Here is a 16,229-nt window from a genome sequence, read left to right on the forward strand (position 1 = left end):
CCCGGGGGCAGCATCGGCAGTGGCCGTGCTCACCCGTACGGCCGACGGCCCGCAGTCGTAGCGGCGAGGGGACGGACGCCAGTGACGGACAGCGCAGGCATACCGGGCGGCACCGATGCGGCCGGGGGCACGGGGCGGCCCCCGCGCAGCCCCGGGCGCCGGCGCCGGCTGCTGCGCTGGATCGGCCTCGGGGCGGTCTTCCTGGTCCTGGCGGGTACGGCCACCGGCTGGTGGCTCTACAACAAGCTCGACGGGAACATCACCGAGGACACCTCGGCCGCGGCCGAGCTGCGGCGCTACGAGCGCGACCGCCCGGCGCACCGGTCCACCGGGTCCCAGAACATCCTGCTGATCGGCTCGGACTCGCGCTCCGGCAGGAACAACGCCGGGTACGGGCGGGACAAGGGCTCCGAGCGCTCGGACACCACGATCCTGCTGCACCTGCCGCAGGACCGCAGGAGCGCGACCGCGGTGTCGATACCCCGGGACCTGATGGCGGACATCCCCTCCTGCCTGCAGGTGGACGGGAGCCGCACCGCCGCGCGGTTCGCCCAGTTCAACTGGGCGTTCCAGTGGGGCGGGGCCGCCTGCACGATCCGTACGGTGGAGAAGCTGACCGGGATCCGCGTCGACCACCACATGGTGATCGACTTCGGCGGGTTCAAGAAGATGGTCGACGCCATCGGCGGGGTGGAGGTCTGCCTCAAGGAGCCGGTGAACGACTCCGAGGCCAAGCTGCGGCTGAAGGCCGGGCGCCAGACCCTGCGGGGCGAGCAGGCGCTGGGATACGTCCGCGCCCGCCACAGCCTGGGCAACGGCAGTGACACCGAACGGATGGACCGGCAGCAGCAGTTCCTCGGTTCGCTCGTCAAGAAGGTGCAGAGCAACGGGGTGCTGCTGAATCCGGCGCGGCTGTACCCGCTGCTGGACGCGGCGACCTCCTCGGTGACCACGGACCCGGGACTGGCCTCGCTGCGCGGCCTGTACGAACTCGTGCGGAGCATGCGGGACATACCGACCGATCAGGTCAAGTTCCTGACGGTGCCGCGCAGGCCGTACGCGCCCGACCCGAACCGGGACGAGCTGGTCGAGCCCGACGCGGCGCGGCTGTTCGAGCAGCTGCGGATGGACAAGCCGGTCACGGTGGCCCCGCCGGAGCCCACCCCGACCGCGCGTCCGACCGAGGCCGCGGGGTCGGGCACGGAGGCCGGTTCGGACACGGACTCCTCCGACGAGGGAACCGTCACACCTCAGGTACCCGTCCCTACTTTTACGGGAACCACTGCAGGTAACGCCGACTGCCGGTAAAGCAATCCAAAAAGCCGGTGACCGAACCGAGCAGGATGGGCGATTCACCCCGTTATAAGGGGAGTGGAATTTGTCACCAGCATGGTTTGCCGCCGAACAGGGCGGATAGGGTGAGCGATCCGGTGCCCGGCCGGATCAGAGACGGGCACCAGCAGCCGGATCGTTGACCGTGCGCCTGGGGGAGGCGCGTCGCGAGGCACCGACGGAGGATTCGAGCAACCGTGGATGCGCAAAGCCGTGGGCGGGCGGACGAGATCGACCCCGCAGACCAGTGGGTACTCAATCCCCGCACCGGCAACTACGAACTGCGACTGGCCGACTCCGCCGCGCAAGCGCGGCCGAAGGTCACCGCACCCCGCAGATCACCGTCTGCTCCTTCAGCCCCCACCGCTCCCTCCCCCGGTGTGCCGAAGCCGCGCCGTGGCGACCCGCCTCCCGGCGGTCGGCGCGGCGGCCGCTCCCGCAAGGGCGCGGGCGGCGGCGGTGGACGCCGCAAGAAGGCGCTGGCCGTCACCGGCGGGGTCGTGGCGTTCCTGCTGGTCGGCGGCGCCGTGGCGGGGTACCTCTACTACGACCACCTGAACGGCAACCTCAGCGTCACCGACGTGGCGGGCGCGGGCACGGGCGGTTTCAAGAAGGACCAGGCCATCAACATCCTGGTCATCGGAACCGACAAGCGCACCGGCGCGGGCAACGAGAACTACGGGGACAAGGACAGCGTCGGCCACGCCGACACCACGATCCTGTTCCACGTCTCGAAGGACCGGACCAACGCGACCGCGCTGTCCATCCCCCGCGACCTGATCACCAACATCCCGGCCTGCCCGACGAAACAGCCGGACGGATCGACGAAGACGATCGCCCCCTCCAAGGGCACCCGCTTCAACACCAGCCTGGGCCAGGAGGGTCGCGACGCGGGCTGCACGATGCGAACGGTCAAGGAACTCACCGGCATCGAGGTCGACCACTTCATGATGGCCGACTTCAACGCCGTCAAGACGCTGAGCACGGCGGTCGGCGGCGTGCCGGTGTGCCTGGACAAGGCCGTCAACGACGAAGAGGGCTCCCACCTCAAGCTGGACGCCGGCGAACACCGGCTGGAGGGCGAACAGGCCCTCGCCTTCGTCCGCACCCGGCACGGCTTCGGCAACAACAGCGACCTCGACCGGATCAGGATCCAGCAGCAGTTCCTGGGTTCGATGATGCGTGAGATGAAGTCGAAGGAGACGCTGACCAGTCCCAAGAAGTTCCTCTCCCTCGCGGAGGCCGCCACCAAGTCGCTGGGCGTGGACTCGGGTATCGGGTCCATCGGCAAACTCACCGATCTGGCGGGCGAGTTGAAGGGCATCGACACGAAGAACATCACCTTCACCACCCTCCCGGTGCTCGACAACCCGGCTGAACCGGAAGGCAAGAAGGCGACCGTCGTCGTCGATCACGCCCTGGCCGATCCGCTGCTGCAGATGATCCGGGGGGACGTCTCGCTCACGGAGGTCGAGAAGAAGGAACAGGCCGCCAAGGAGGCGGCCGACGCGGACGCGAAGGCCAAGCAGGACGCGCTGCTCCAGGGCACCCGCGCGGCCGCGGCGGACGTACGGGTGAGCATCTACAACGGCGGCGGCCCGAAGGGCTCCGCCTCCACCACGCTGAACTGGCTGCAGAACAGCAAGGGCGTGCAGAGGTCCAGCAACGTCGGCAACGCACCCGCGAAGGTCGGCGCCACCCAGCTGGAGTACGCACCCAACCAGGCCGACCAGGCCCGGGCACTGGCGGACATCATGGGCCTGCCCGCGACCGCGCTGAAGGTGGGGACGGCGGACGCTCCGGCGAAGACCCCGATGAAGCTGACGCTGGGTCCGGACTTCCAGCAGCCGGGCGCCCCGCTGGCGGCCCCGGTGCCCCAGCAGCTGCCCGAAGACGTGCAGCGGGCGCAGGCCGACAAGGCGATCTGCGCCAAGTAACAGGACTCGGCCGGTGACACCGGCACTCTGTTGACCAAGAAGGATCTTGAGGGGGACGTGTGAGGCACAGCAGCGTGCGAGGAGAGGGGGCGAACGCCCAGGCCACCGGGGAGATATCCGGCGGCGGGGCGGACGCGTCCGGCACGGTGCCCCCACAGCGGGGCGGCTCCAGGGCGGGTCGCCAGGCGGTCGGCGCCGTCCCCGCCCGCAGGCAGGGCCGGCGGCGCGTGCTGCGCTGGACGGCCTCCGTACTGTCCCTGCTGATACTCGGTACGGCGGGCGCCGGATACCTGTACTACCGCCATCTGAACGGCAGCATCCATACGGACCAGCTGAACCTCGGTGAGACCAAGCTGGGCGGTTCCAAGCCCAACGCCTTCGGGCAGACCCCGCTGAACATCCTGCTGATCGGCTCCGACGCGCGCGACGACGAGGCCAACCAGTCCCTCGGCGGGGCCACGGACACCTTCGGCGGCCCGCCGCTGGCGGACGTGCAGATGCTGCTGCACCTGTCCGCGGACCGCAGCAACATGTCGGTGGTCTCGATGCCGCGCGACACGATCCTGATGATGCCCAAGTGCACCGAACCGGGCGGCAAGGTGCACCCCGCCAGCAAGGGCCTCGTGCAGACCAACGAGTCCCTGCAGCGCGGCGGTCCGGGCTGCACGGTGGCCACCTGGCAGGAGCTGACCAAGATCCCCATCGATCACTTCATGATGATCGACTTCAAGGGTGTGGTCTCGATGGCGGACGCCATCGGCGGTGTCCCGGTCTGCGTCGAGGAGAACGTCCACTCCCGCACCCGTGACGGCAAGGGCTCCGGTCTGAAGCTGCCCAAGGGCACGAGCGTCATCCAGGGCGAGCAGGCCCTGCAGTGGATGCGCACCCGCTACGGCTTCGAGGACGGCACGGACATCGGCCGCACCCACGCCCAGCACCAGTACATGACATCGATGGCCCGCGAGTTCCGCAAGAACGCCAAGCTCACCAACCCGGTGAAGCTCAACAGCCTGGCGCAGGCGGCGATCGACGCCATGGTCGTGGACACCGGCCTGAACAAGATCGACAAGCTGTACGACCTGAGCATGGAGCTCAAGAAGGTGCCCCCGGGCCGGATCACCATGACCACCATGCCGTGGGTGTACAGCACCAAGCCCGGCATGGACGGCCGGGTCGAGCCCATGGCCGACGAGGCCGAGGCCGTGTTCCGGATGATCCGCGAGGACATCGCCCTCGACGGCAAGGGCTCCGGTACCCCGGCGGAGGGTGCCTCGCCGTCCCCGGGCGCCTCCGCGTCCGCGGGCACGCCGACGCCGGCCGCCCCGACCACGGCAGCGAGCACGGCCCCGGCCGCGGCTCCCGCCAAGATCGCGGTCAGCGTCCGCAACGCCACGAGCGGCAAGGCGGGCGCCGAGGCCCGGGTCAAGAACCGGGCGACCGAGGTGGCCTCGCTGCTGACCGGCAAGGGCTTCACCAAGGCCGCCTCCGACACCCAGACCGGCGCCGAGGACACCACCGTCGTCCGCTACGCCACGGACGCCCAGGCGGCCGACGCGGGCGTCGTGGCCACCGCCCTGGGCCTGCCCGCCTCCTCGGTGCAGAAGTCCGAGGAGGTCTCCGGGATCACCCTGTTCGTCGGGAAGGACTGGCGGACCGGCAACGCGCCGACCCCGCCGCCGCCCGCCCCGACCGTGGCCCCGACCTCGGCCCACGCGCTCAACGGCGACAACGAGGGCGCCTGCATGGCGGTCCAGCCCGGCTTCACCTGGTAGCGCGCACACGAAAAGGGGCCCGGCCCGGCGGCTGCGACGGTTCGCAGCCTCCGGGCCGGGCCCTTCGTACGTCTCAGACCTGCGAGGGGTCCCGCTGCACGGCCGGACGGCGGCTGGCGATGACCTTGTCCGCCAGGGCCCGCGGGCTGGTCAGGAAGCCGAAGCCCCAGGACAGGTGCATGGTCGCCAGGGCGACGGGGATCTGCGCCCTGGCCTTGATCCCGAGCCCCTTGCCCGCCGGTACGGAACCGGCGGTGATCGCCGCGAGATAGCCGGCCGGAAGGACGAAGCCCAGAGGGGTGACGGTCGCGCCCACGACCACGCTCGCGGCGAGCGCGCAGACGAGGGTCGGCGGGGCCAGGTAGCGCAGGTTGATCGAGCCCGAGTGGTAGCGGGCCACCACGTGCCGCCAGCGCCCGTAGTCCTTGTACTGCTTGGCCAGGGCCCGTACGGAGCGCCGTGGACGGTACTGGACCATCAGCTCCGGCGAGAACCAGATCAGGCCGCCGGCTTCGCGGATGCGGAAGTTCAGCTCCCAGTCCTGGGCGCGGATGAACTCCTCGTTGTAGCCGCCCTGCTGCTCCAGCGCCTCACGGCGGAAGACTCCGAGGTAGACGGTCTCGGCCGGTCCCGCCTGGCCGCCGGTGTGGAACGGCGCGTTGCCGACACCGATCTTCGAGGTCATCGCCGCGGCGACCGCCTCTTCCCAGGCGTTCTCGCCCTCGGCGTGCATGATGCCGCCGACGTTCTGGGCGCCGGTCTCCTCCAGGAGGCGGACGGCGGTGGCGATGTAGTTCGGCGAGAGCATGCCGTGGCCGTCGACGCGCACCACGATCGGATGGCGCGAGGCCTTGATGGCGGCGTTGAGCGCCGCCGGGGTCCGACCGGTGGGGTTCGGGACGGTGTGGACCCGGGGATCCTCGGCGACCAGTTCGGCGGCGATCTCGTCGGTGCGGTCCGTGGACGGCCCGAGTGCGATCACCACCTCCATCTCGCCCGCGTACTCCTGTTCCAGGATGTGGCGGACGGAATCGCGGAGGTAGTGCTCCTCGTTGAGCACCGGCATGATCACCGAGACTGCGGGCTGCTGGGCGGGCATGTGGTCCTTCAAGGTCGGGTATCGGTGTCACGTTACCGCGTACGGGGGAACCGGGTGCGCGCCGAGCGATCGGTAAGGACAGCTGCTGATCGTATGGGCCTACTGTTCTGCCGAATCGGCCGATCCGGTCAGTGCCCCGGCCGGTCTCCCTGCTGCCCCCGCGGAGGTGTCCACCGTGCCCCAGCCGCACCGTCCCGCCCGTCCTGACGGGCCGCCCCGGCCGCAGCGCGCCCGGCGCGGCGAAGGCGGTCGCGCCCGGCACCGGGAAGGACGGCCCCGGTGGGGCGTACGGCTCGCGGCCGGGGTGTCGGTGGCGGTGCTCGGCTCCGGGGCGATCGGGCACGCCGTGATGACCGGTCTGGACACCGGGATCGAGCGGGTGGACCCGTTCAAGGACATGAAGAACCGGCCGCAGGCCGGACACGGCCTCAATTTCCTGCTGGTGGGCACCGACGGGCGGGAGAAGGTCTCCCCGGAGGAGAAGCGCGAGTACCGCCTGGGCGGCGCGCCGTGCCACTGCACGGACACGATCATGCTGGTGCACCTGTCGGCCGACAAGGAGCGGGCCAGTGTGATCAGCCTGCCCCGCGACAGTTACGCCGAGGTGCCCGCGCACCGGGACCTCGTCACCGGCAAGGCGCACAAGGCCCACCCGGTACGGCTGAACGCGGCGTACGCGGAGGGCGGGCCCAACCTGACCGTGCGGACCGTGGAGAACATGACCCGGGTGAAGATCGACCACTACCTGGAGGTCGACTTCACCAGCTTCATGAAGACGGTCGACGCGATGGGCGGCGTGGAGATCTGCACGGCCAAGACCATGCGGGACCGCAACACCGGGCTCGACCTGCTGCCGGGCAGCCACCGCCTCAGCGGCGGGCAGGCCCTGCAGTACGTGCGCTCGCGCCATGTCGACGGGGCCTCCGACCTCGGCCGGATGCAGCGCCAGCAGCGGTTCGTCGCCGCCCTGATCAAGCAGGCGACCGGGGGCGGGGTGCTGCTGAACCCGGTGAAGTTCAAGGAGGTCAGCTCCACGCTCCTCGGCTCCGTCCGGGCCGACAAGGACTTCGGCTCGGAGCAGATGCTGGCCCTCGGGCAGGCGATGCGGGACTTCGCCCCGTCCTCCTCGGAATTCGCCTCGGTGCCCATCGGCAGCCCCTCGTTCCCCGTCAAGGGCATCGGGTCCACCGTGAAGTGGGACGAGCCGAAGGCGGCCAAGCTGTTCGAGGCGCTGCGCGAGGACCGGCCGCTGTCCCCGGCCCGGCCGGGGAGGACCGGCGGCGGCCCGCAGGCGGCCGTGCCGGTGGACGTGCCCCCGCGCGAGGTCCGCGTCCAGGTGGAGAACGGCACCCGGATCGACGGAATGGGCGGCCGGGTGGACGCCGCGCTGCGCGCCACCGGATTCGACACCACCGGGGCCCCGGGCAACGGGGCCGGCCGCGAGGTCAAGCGCACGGTGATCACGTACGACCCGCGCTGGGACCGCTCCGCCCGCTCGGTGGCGACCGCGCTGCCGGGCAGCGAGCTGCGGGCCGTGGCGGGCCAGGGCCGCACGGTGGTGGTGATCGCGGGCGCGGACTACCGCAAGGTGGTGCCGGTGCGGGCCGAGGACCCCTACCAGGGCGCCTTCGGGGTGGTCACCGGCGACCAGGTGGTGTGCGGGGACGCACCCTAGGTCCTGTCGTCAAAGCGGCGTCGGTAAGGCCCGCGGCGTCCGGTGCCATGGGGCCTCCCCAGGCCCGCCAGGGCCGAGGGGAAGCATCGCAAGGCGGAGGGGCGCCCGTGTACTGGACGTACTCGGGCGCCCCGACAACGCGGCGAGGTGCGGTGCCGGGCGTCGCGGGCCAGGCGCCACTTTGACGACAGGACCAAGGCCGGAAGGCGGGGCGTCAGTCGTCGAAGCCCTGGGCCGCCCGCTCCTCGCGCAGCGCCATGATCGCCTGGCGGCGGGCGAGCCGGTGGGTGCGGCGGATCTGGGCTTCCTGGTAGCGCCGCTCGTCCTGTTCCGTCTCCGGGAGGACGGGCGGGACCTCGCGGGGCTTGCCGTCGGCGTCGACCGCGGCGAAGACGAGGTAGGCGGTGCCGACCTGGGTGGCGGGGGTGGACTCGTTCCACCGCTCCGCGAGGACGCGTACGCCGATCTCCATGGAGGAGCGGCCGGTCCAGTTGCACTGGGCCTTCACGTGGACGAGGTCGCCCACGCGCACGGGCGCGAGGAAGGCCATCTCGTCCATGGAGGCGGTGACCGCCGGGCCGCCGGAGTGGCGGCCGGCCACGGCGCCCGCCGCGTCGTCCACCAGCTTCATGATCACGCCGCCGTGCACCGTGCCGAGGAGGTTGGTGTCGTTGGCGGTCATGATGTGGCTGAGAGTCGTCCGGGAGGCTGCGGTGGGCTTCCCGGGCAGCTCGCCCGGTATCTGTGTCATACGGACACCTTAGGGGGTGTCGTGCCGGTCGGGCCGGACACCGCGAGCCCGGCCCGACCGGCACGACACCCCCGAGATGGCTCATGGAGGCATCAGCTCTGCAACAGCAGCGGAACGGAATGCGGACCGGGCTGTCGGAGCACGCACCCGGGCGGGCATTCTTGGGCGCATGAATGACTGGCCAGAAGGTCGTGACGACGCGTACGGGCGCGGCAGCGCGCAGCCGCAGCCCGAGGGTGTGCAGCGGATGCGGCACATCCAGCGGCAGCCGCAGGCGCAGCAGCCGCCTCGGCCCGCGCAGCCCCCGCGCCCGCAGCGACCGGCGGGCCCGCCGCCCGCGTACGGCGTACCCCCGCAGCAGGCGGGCGGCCACGACACCTACGGCGGTTACGACAGCGGCTACAACACCGGCCAGGTCTACGGGGCTCCGCAGGGCGGCGCTCCGGGCGGGCCGGGAGGCCCCGGCGGGCCGTCCGGGCCCGGCCGTCCCGGGCGGGCGCCCGGTCCCGCGCCGGACTGGCGCAAGCGGATCAAGGTCGGCTCGATCGTGCTGGTCTCCGCGCTGCTGGTGACCTCGGTCGCCACGTATTTCTGGGCCGACTCCAAGGTGCGCCGCGAGGTGGACCTCTCCAAGGTCATCGAGCGTCCGAAGGAGGGCGACTGCACGACGTACCTGATCGTGGGCTCCGACAGCCGCGAGGGGATGTCCGCCGAGGAGAAGAAGAAGCTGCACACCGGCTCGGCCGAGGGCAAGCGGACCGACTCGATGATGATCCTGGCGAAGTGCTCCAGCGGGAACACCATGATCTCGCTGCCCCGCGACTCGGACGTGGAGATCCCGTCCTTCGTGGGCTCGCAGTCGGGGAAGACGTTCCCCGCGCAGGGGCGCCGGGTCAAGCTCAACGCCGCGTACGCGGAGGACGGCCCCGAGCTGCTGGTGCGGACGGTGGAGCACAACACGGGCCTGCGCATCGACCACTACGCGGAGATCGGCTTCGCCGGCTTCGCGAACATCGTGGACGCGCTGGGCGGTGTGGAGCTGAACATCGAGGAGGGCTTCAAGGACGAGAAGTCGGGCGCCGACTTCAAGGCCGGAAAGCAGACCCTCAACGGCGAGCAGTCCCTGGCCTTCGTACGGACCCGGTACGCGTTCGCCGAGTCCGACCTGCAGCGGACGAAGAACCAGCAGAAGTTCCTGTCGGCGCTGGCCAGTCAGGCCGCGACGCCGTCGACGATCCTCAACCCGTTCTCGCTCTACCCGATGCTGGGCGCGGGCCTGGACACCCTCATCGTGGACAAGGACATGGGCCTGTACGACATGGGCCAGATGTTCTTCGCGATGAAGGGCGTCAACGGCGGTGACGGGGTGTCGATGAACATGCCGATCTCCGGCCAGCGCGGCGGCAACCTCGTCTGGGACAAGGCGAAGGTGCAGCAGCTGGTGAAGCAGATCCAGAACGACGAGAAGGTCACCGTCCGCGGCAACTGACGGCGGTGACGGGGTGCGGCCGGACCGGCCGCACCCCCTCCCGGAACGGGATCGGGCGAACGGGCGTCAGGCGTCCGGGGAGAAGCGGATGGCGGCGTCGGGCAACCGCGCCTCGCACCAGACGCGGGCGCCGGCGCGCAGTTCGTTGTCGGCTCCCACCTCGGCGCCGTCGCCGACGACCGTGCCGTCGAGGACGGTCCGCGCGCCGACCGCGGCGCGGGCGCCGATCAGGCTGGCGTTCACCTGGGCGTCGGGGCCGATGACGGCGTCGTCGAGGACGATGGAGCCCTGGACTACCGCTCCGGCCCCGATCCGGGCGCCCGCACCCACGACGGTGCCCCCGGACAGCTTGGCCCCGGCCGCCACTTCGGCGCCGGGCAGGACCAGGGACTCGCCGCGGCGTCCGGGGACGGCCGGGGAGGAGACCACGCCGCGTACGAGGTCGGCGGAGGCCTGGATGATCGACTCTGGCTTGCCGAGGTCCATCCAGTACGTGTTCTCGGTGACTCCGTGCAGCTTGGCCCCGGCGGCGAGCAGGCCGGGGAAGGTCTCGCGCTCGACGGAGACCGGGCGGCCGGCCGGGATGGAGTCGATCACGCTGCGGCGGAAGACGTAGCAGCCGGCGTTGATCTGGTCGGTGATGATCTCCTCGGGGGTCTGCGGCTTCTCGGTGAAGGCCAGCACCCGCCCGTCGGAGTCGGTGGGGACCAGACCGAAGGCGCGCGGGTCCTCGACCCGGACCAGGTGCAGGGAGACGTCGGCGTCGGCCGCCTCGTGCGACTCGACCAGCCCGGCGATGTCCAGGCCGGTGAGGATGTCGCCGTTGAAGACGAGGACGGAGGAGTCCGGGCCGCCGGTCAGGCGCGCTCCGGCGTTGCGGATGGCGCCGCCGGTGCCCAGCGGCTCGTCCTCGACCACGTATTCGAGGCTGATGCCGAAGTCGGATCCGTCGCCGAAGTAGGGCTCGAAGACCTCGGCGAGGTAGCAGGTGGCCATCACGATGTGGGTGACACCGGCGGCGGCTGCCCTGGCTATCTGGTGGGCGAGGAACGGGACACCGGCCGTGGGGACCATCGGCTTGGGCGTGTTCACCGTCACGGGGCGCAAGCGCGTCCCTTGTCCGCCGACCAGCAGGATCGCTTCCGTCATTGCGTTCTCCCCAACCGATTCCGGCGTACGAAGGTCCAAATTTAGCCCATGCGGGTGCCCCCCATGGGCGCGCGGCTCGATGTGCGCGTCCGCCTGCGCCGCAGGCCAGGGCCTCAGGCGGCGAACGGGTTCGCGTGGCCGGGCAACTGCTGCCCGGGGCGCAGGAACCGCTGCCTGCCCCGCTCGTCGCGCACCGCGATGAGCCCGGCTTCCGTCAGGCGCCGGGCCAGCTTCTCCCGGTGGATCCGCCCCGCCTTCAGCGCCACGGCCAGGATCAGCACGAGGCTCACGCCGGAGGCCACCGCCTCGACCAGCGGACCGGTGGCGAGCAGCAAACCGGTCACGAGCACGCAGGCGAGGTAGCACCACACCTTCTGGCCCCGGCTGGTTACGTAGCGGGCCGAGAGGTCGAAGGCGATGAGGTCCTTCAGCACGGCCACGGCACCGGCCGCCTCGGGGACGGGCTTCAGCGACCCCGGCGCCAGCCCCGGCACCGTCCCGCCGATCCCCGCCCTCGGATGGGCGGTGAGGGTGGCCGCCTCGCGGGAGCGCGCCTCGGGGCTCGGGTCCCGGTACATCCGCAGGAGGATTTGCGAGTCCTTGTACCCGGTCGCGTGCGCCTCGCCGTACACGTAGCCGTACTGCTCCGCCGCGTACACGAGGGCGGCCGCCTTCGGGCGGGAGCCCTGGGGGCCGATCTCGATGACGTCCTGCTGACGGGCGATCTGCCGGAGCATCCCCGATATCTGACGTTCCGCTGACAACACGTTGCGTTCCCCCCTGAGCCCCGCGCCCGGGGGCCGACCGGCGCACAGCCTAGGGTGCGCCGCCGGCCGCGGCGCACGTGGCCCCCGGCCGCACGCCGGGAGCCACGTGTTCCGCCGGGGTCGGGCCCCTGGGTCGTGTCCGCAAAGTAGCGCCGGCCGCCCGGAGGGCGGGCCCCGCGGCGTCTGGTGCCGTGCATCGCAAGGCGGAGGGCCGCTCGTGTACTGGACGTACTCGGGCGGCCCGACAACGCGGCGAGGTGCGGTGCCAGGCGTCGCGGGGCAGGCGGGACTTTGCGGACACGGCCTACGGGAGGTTGCGGGCCATGACGATCCGCTGGACCTGGTTGGTGCCCTCGTAGATCTGCGTGATCTTGGCGTCGCGCATCATGCGCTCCACCGGGTAGTCACGGGTGTAGCCGTAGCCGCCGAGGAGCTGGACGGCGTCCGTGGTGACCTCCATGGCCACGTCGGAGGCGAAGCACTTGGCCGCGGCACCGAAGAAGGTCAGGTCCTCCTTCTCACCTCCGGCGGCGACGCGCTCGGACTTCGCGGCGGCCGAGTAGGTCAGCTGGCGGGCGGCCTCGATCTTCATGGCCATGTCCGCGAGCATGAACTGCACGCCCTGGAAGTCGCCGATCGGCTTGCCGAACTGCTTGCGCTCCTGGACGTAGCCCTTGGCGTAGTCCAGGGCGCCCTGGGCGATGCCGAGCGCCTGGGCCGCGATGGTGATGCGGGTGTGGTCCAGGGTCTTCATCGCGGTGGCGAAGCCGGTGCCCTCGGCGCCGATCATGCGGTCGGCCGGGATCCGGACGTTGTCGAGGTAGACCTCGCGCGTCGGGGAGCCCTTGATGCCGAGCTTCTTCTCCGGGGCGCCGAAGGACACGCCCTCGTCGCCCTTCTCCACGACGAAGGCGCTGATGCCCTTGGAGCGCTTCTCCGGGTCGGTGACGGCCATGACCGTGTAGTACTCGGAGACGCCCGCGTTGGTGATCCAGCGCTTGACGCCGTTGAGCACCCAGAAGTCCCCGTCGCGCACGGCGCGGGTCTTCATGCCGGCGGCGTCGGAGCCCGCGTCCGGCTCGGAGAGCGCGTACGAGAACATCGCGTCGCCCTTGGCCAGCGGGCCGAGGTACTTGGCCTTGAGCTCCTCGGAACCGGAGAGGATCACCGGGAGCGAGCCGAGCTTGTTCACGGCCGGGATGAGGGAGGAGGAGGCGCAGACACGGGCCACCTCCTCGATCACGATCACGGTCGCAAGGGCGTCGGCGCCCGCGCCGCCGTAGGTCTCGGGCACGTGGACGGCGTGCAGGTCGCTGGAGACCAGTGCGTCCAGGGCCTCCTGCGGGAAGCGGGATTCCTCGTCGACCGCGGCGGCGAACGGCAGGATCTTCGCCTCGGCGAGCGAGCGGACCGACTCGCGGAGCATGTCGTGCTCCTCGGCCGGGCGGTACAGGTCGAAGTCGGCAGAACCCGCCAAGATCTCTCACTCCCCAGGGTGATGCGTGATGCTAACTACCGTTAAGTAACCCAAGCCTAGTGGTCCGGTCACGGATGGCGATATGGACGGACCACGTGAGATGGGTGACAGCGGAGGTCTCCTGGGGAACGTCCCCGCTGGTGGACCCGACTATGCTCAGTGGCCGCAAACGGCCCCGCACCTCTGGAGCACCCATGGCCCCCCTCAGGATCACTGTGATCGGCACCGGATACCTCGGTGCGACCCACGCCGCCGCGATGGCGGAGCTGGGATTCGAGGTGCTGGGGCTGGACGTGGTGCCCGAGAAGATCGAGATGCTGGCCTCGGGCCGGGTCCCGATGTACGAGCCCGGGCTGGAGGAACTGCTGGCCAAGCACGTGGCCGGGCTGCCGGGCTCGACCGGCCGGCTGCGCTTCACGACCTCCTACGAGGAGGTCGGCGCCTTCGGCGACGTCCACTTCGTCTGCGTGAACACCCCGCAGAAGCACGGCGAGTACGCCTGCGACATGTCCTACGTGGACTCCGCGATGGCCTCGCTGGCCCCGCACCTGACGCGGCCGGTCCTGGTGGTCGGCAAGTCCACGGTGCCGGTGGGCTCGGCGGAGCGGCTCGCGGTGAAGCTCGCGGAGCTGGCCCCGGCGGGCGCGGACGTGGAGCTGGCCTGGAACCCGGAGTTCCTGCGGGAGGGCTTCGCGGTGGAGGACACCCTGCACCCCGACCGGATCGTGATCGGCGTCCAGGGCGAGCGCGCCGAGAAGCTGCTGCGGGAGGTGTACGAGACGCCGATGTCGGAGGGCACCCCGCTGGTGATCACCGACTTCCCGACCGCGGAGCTGGTGAAGACCGCCGCGAACTCCTTCCTCGCGACGAAGATCTCCTTCATCAACGCGATGGCGGAGGTGTGCGAGGCCGGCGGCGGCGACGTGGTCAAGCTGGCCGAGGCCATCGGCTACGACGAGCGGATCGGCGCGAAGTACCTGCGCGCCGGGATCGGCTTCGGCGGCGGCTGCCTGCCCAAGGACATCCGGGCCTTCATGGCGCGCGCCGGCGAGCTGGGCGCCGACCAGGCGCTGACCTTCCTGCGCGAGGTCGACTCCATCAACATGCGGCGCCGCGGGCACATGGTCGAGCTGGCCCGGGACGCCGTGGGCGGTTCGTTCCTCGGCAAGCGGGTCGCCGTGCTCGGAGCCACCTTCAAGCCGGACTCCGACGACGTACGGGACTCCCCCGCGCTGAACGTGGCCGGGCAGATCCACCTCCAGGGCGGCCAGGTCACCGTCTACGACCCCAAGGGCATGGACAACGCCCGCCGCGTCTTCCCGACCCTCGGCTACGCGGACTCCGCGCTGGCGGCGGCCCGGGGCGCGGAGGTCGTCCTGCACCTCACCGAGTGGCGCGAGTTCCGTGACCTCGACCCGGCGGAGCTGGCCGGTGTGGTGACCGACCGGCTCGTCCTGGACGGCCGCAACGCGCTGGACCCGGTGCGGTGGCGGGCCGCGGGCTGGACCTACCGGGCGATGGGCCGCCCGCGCGCGTAGCCCTCGGGCCGGAGTGGGGTGCGGATCCGGGGTGCCGGCGCGGTGCCGTTGCCGGAGCGCTGCCCCGGACCCCGCGCCTCGAACTCCCCCAGCTACCGCTGGGAGGTACCCCCGAGACGGCCTAGCGGCGGTGGTGGGCCGCGCGGGCGGTGAACTCCGCGTCGCGCAGGACACGCTGGGCGTTGCCCCAGGTCAGCAGGGCCACCTCGGACTCCGGCCAGCCGCGCTCCAGGAGTTCCGCGATCAGCCGCGGATAGCCCGAGGGGTCGGTCAGGCCCGTCGGACGGGGGTGGCCCGGTCCGGTGCCGAAGGTGGCGCCGAGTCCGACGCCGTGCGGGCCCGCGATGGCCCGTACGTGGTCCAGGTGGTCCGCCACCGCGTGCAGGGAGTCCCCGGTGCGCGCGGTGTCGAAGGTGACCATCGCCAGGCCGTTCGCCTCCCGCAGCGCGGCCAGGACCTCGTCGGTCACGTTCCCCGGGTGCGGGTTCAGCGAGGCCGCCCCCGTGTTCGAGACGATCACCGGTGCCTTGGAGGCCCCGGCGAGCCGGCAGGCGACCGCCTGCGTGCAGCCCGTGAGGTCCAGCAGGATCGCCAGCCGGTTCGCCTCGCGGACCACCTCGTGGCCGAAGGCCGTCAGCTCGTCCCGCGCCCAGGGCGCTCCCGCGGGCGCGAGGATCCGTACGCCCAGCGCGTGGAAGGCGCGCAGCGCGCCCAGGGAGCCGGTCAGGGTGCGGCCGGGCACCGGTCCCAGGAACGAGGCGATGCGGCCCCGGTTGCGGGCGTCCGCCAGGTCGCCGGCGCCGAGGGCCAGGCAGAGGCTGTCGGGGTAGCTGCGCATCAGGGTCAGCGCCGTGTCGATCTGGTCCAGCGTGTCGGAGAGGACCTGGTCGCCGGGGGTGTCCTCGCCCGCCCGCGCCGACGGCCCCAGCAGGGACCAGAACTGGGCCCCCACTCCCCCGGCGCGCAGTCTCGGGATGTCGGTGTCCACGCCCGTGTCCGAGGTTTCGATGTCGTGGTACGGGCTCTGGTGCAGGGTCCGGACCAGGGTGTTGCACCCGTCGGCCACGGGATGGACGGCCAGCAGCGCGACGGCCCGGTCGAGGGCGCCCGCCGCCACCGCTACCGCGGGTGCGGGGAGGTCTTCGGCTCCGATGCCCACGGAGTGGGGTTCATCCTGCAGGTCGGCCATGGCGTTCGCTCCGGTCTCGGCGGCAGCAGGGAAGAGGTGCTGCCACCGTGACAC

The 16,229-nt window shown here is 71.4% G+C and carries 12 protein-coding genes; 6 read left to right on the forward strand and 6 right to left on the reverse strand.

Features of this window, described 5'->3' with window-relative positions; genetic code table 11:
- The first annotated feature begins 81 nt into the window (after window positions 1-81).
- From JYK04_RS17990 to JYK04_RS18000, 3 genes are all read left to right on the forward strand, one after another.
- Window positions 82-1,308 carry an LCP family protein gene (locus tag JYK04_RS17990; RefSeq protein ID WP_189735598.1) on the forward strand — a complete coding sequence of 409 codons (1,227 nt, stop codon included), beginning with the start codon at window positions 82-84 and terminating at the stop codon, window positions 1,306-1,308.
- Window positions 1,309-1,529: 221 nt separating this feature from the next.
- Entirely contained in the window at window positions 1,530-3,269 is a 1,740-nt protein-coding gene (locus JYK04_RS17995; RefSeq protein WP_189735596.1) for an LCP family protein, read from the forward strand.
- 59 nt (window positions 3,270-3,328) lie between these two features.
- Window positions 3,329-5,041, forward strand: a complete 1,713-nt coding sequence (locus JYK04_RS18000) for an LCP family protein (RefSeq protein ID WP_229875110.1) — start codon at window positions 3,329-3,331, stop codon at window positions 5,039-5,041.
- A 73-nt stretch (window positions 5,042-5,114) separates the two neighbouring features.
- Here the strand turns inward: JYK04_RS18000 and JYK04_RS18005 are convergent, their stop codons facing one another.
- On the reverse strand, window positions 5,115-6,140 hold the full coding sequence (locus JYK04_RS18005) for a glycosyltransferase family 2 protein (protein WP_189735595.1): 1,026 nt from the start codon (window positions 6,138-6,140) through the stop codon (window positions 5,115-5,117).
- 175 nt (window positions 6,141-6,315) lie between these two features.
- Between JYK04_RS18005 and JYK04_RS18010 the strand changes: the two genes are divergently transcribed.
- Window positions 6,316-7,815, forward strand: a complete 1,500-nt coding sequence (locus JYK04_RS18010) for an LCP family protein (RefSeq protein ID WP_229875109.1) — start codon at window positions 6,316-6,318, stop codon at window positions 7,813-7,815.
- A gap of 214 nt (window positions 7,816-8,029) precedes the next feature.
- Here the strand turns inward: JYK04_RS18010 and JYK04_RS18015 are convergent, their stop codons facing one another.
- On the reverse strand, window positions 8,030-8,566 hold the full coding sequence (locus JYK04_RS18015) for an acyl-CoA thioesterase (RefSeq protein WP_030014427.1): 537 nt from the start codon (window positions 8,564-8,566) through the stop codon (window positions 8,030-8,032).
- A gap of 169 nt (window positions 8,567-8,735) precedes the next feature.
- Here JYK04_RS18015 and JYK04_RS18020 point away from each other — a divergent pair, with 169 nt between their 5' ends.
- Window positions 8,736-10,055, forward strand: coding sequence for an LCP family protein (locus JYK04_RS18020; protein ID WP_189735591.1), 1,320 nt, complete (start codon window positions 8,736-8,738; stop codon window positions 10,053-10,055).
- Window positions 10,056-10,121: 66 nt separating this feature from the next.
- Here JYK04_RS18020 and manB read toward each other — a convergent pair whose 3' ends face one another.
- The 3 genes from manB to JYK04_RS18035 form a co-directional block, all read right to left on the reverse strand.
- Window positions 10,122-11,204 (reverse strand): mannose-1-phosphate guanylyltransferase, encoded by a 1,083-nt coding sequence (gene manB, locus JYK04_RS18025; protein ID WP_189735589.1) that lies wholly within the window; start codon window positions 11,202-11,204, stop codon window positions 10,122-10,124.
- A 113-nt stretch (window positions 11,205-11,317) separates the two neighbouring features.
- Window positions 11,318-11,941, reverse strand: a complete 624-nt coding sequence (locus JYK04_RS18030; RefSeq protein WP_189735588.1) for a hypothetical protein — start codon at window positions 11,939-11,941, stop codon at window positions 11,318-11,320.
- A gap of 334 nt (window positions 11,942-12,275) precedes the next feature.
- A complete protein-coding gene (locus tag JYK04_RS18035) occupies window positions 12,276-13,448 on the reverse strand; it encodes an acyl-CoA dehydrogenase (RefSeq protein WP_189735586.1) in 1,173 nt (390 codons plus the stop codon).
- A 194-nt stretch (window positions 13,449-13,642) separates the two neighbouring features.
- Between JYK04_RS18035 and JYK04_RS18040 the strand changes: the two genes are divergently transcribed.
- Window positions 13,643-14,986: a UDP-glucose dehydrogenase family protein gene (locus JYK04_RS18040; RefSeq protein WP_189735584.1), complete on the forward strand. Its 1,344-nt coding sequence runs from the start codon at window positions 13,643-13,645 to the stop codon at window positions 14,984-14,986.
- 121 nt (window positions 14,987-15,107) lie between these two features.
- Here the strand turns inward: JYK04_RS18040 and JYK04_RS18045 are convergent, their stop codons facing one another.
- Entirely contained in the window at window positions 15,108-16,175 is a 1,068-nt protein-coding gene (locus JYK04_RS18045; protein ID WP_189735582.1) for a membrane dipeptidase, read from the reverse strand.
- Window positions 16,176-16,229 lie beyond the last annotated feature (54 nt).

Source organism: Streptomyces nojiriensis, assembly GCF_017639205.1.
Classification (GTDB): Bacteria; Actinomycetota; Actinomycetes; order Streptomycetales; family Streptomycetaceae; genus Streptomyces; species Streptomyces nojiriensis.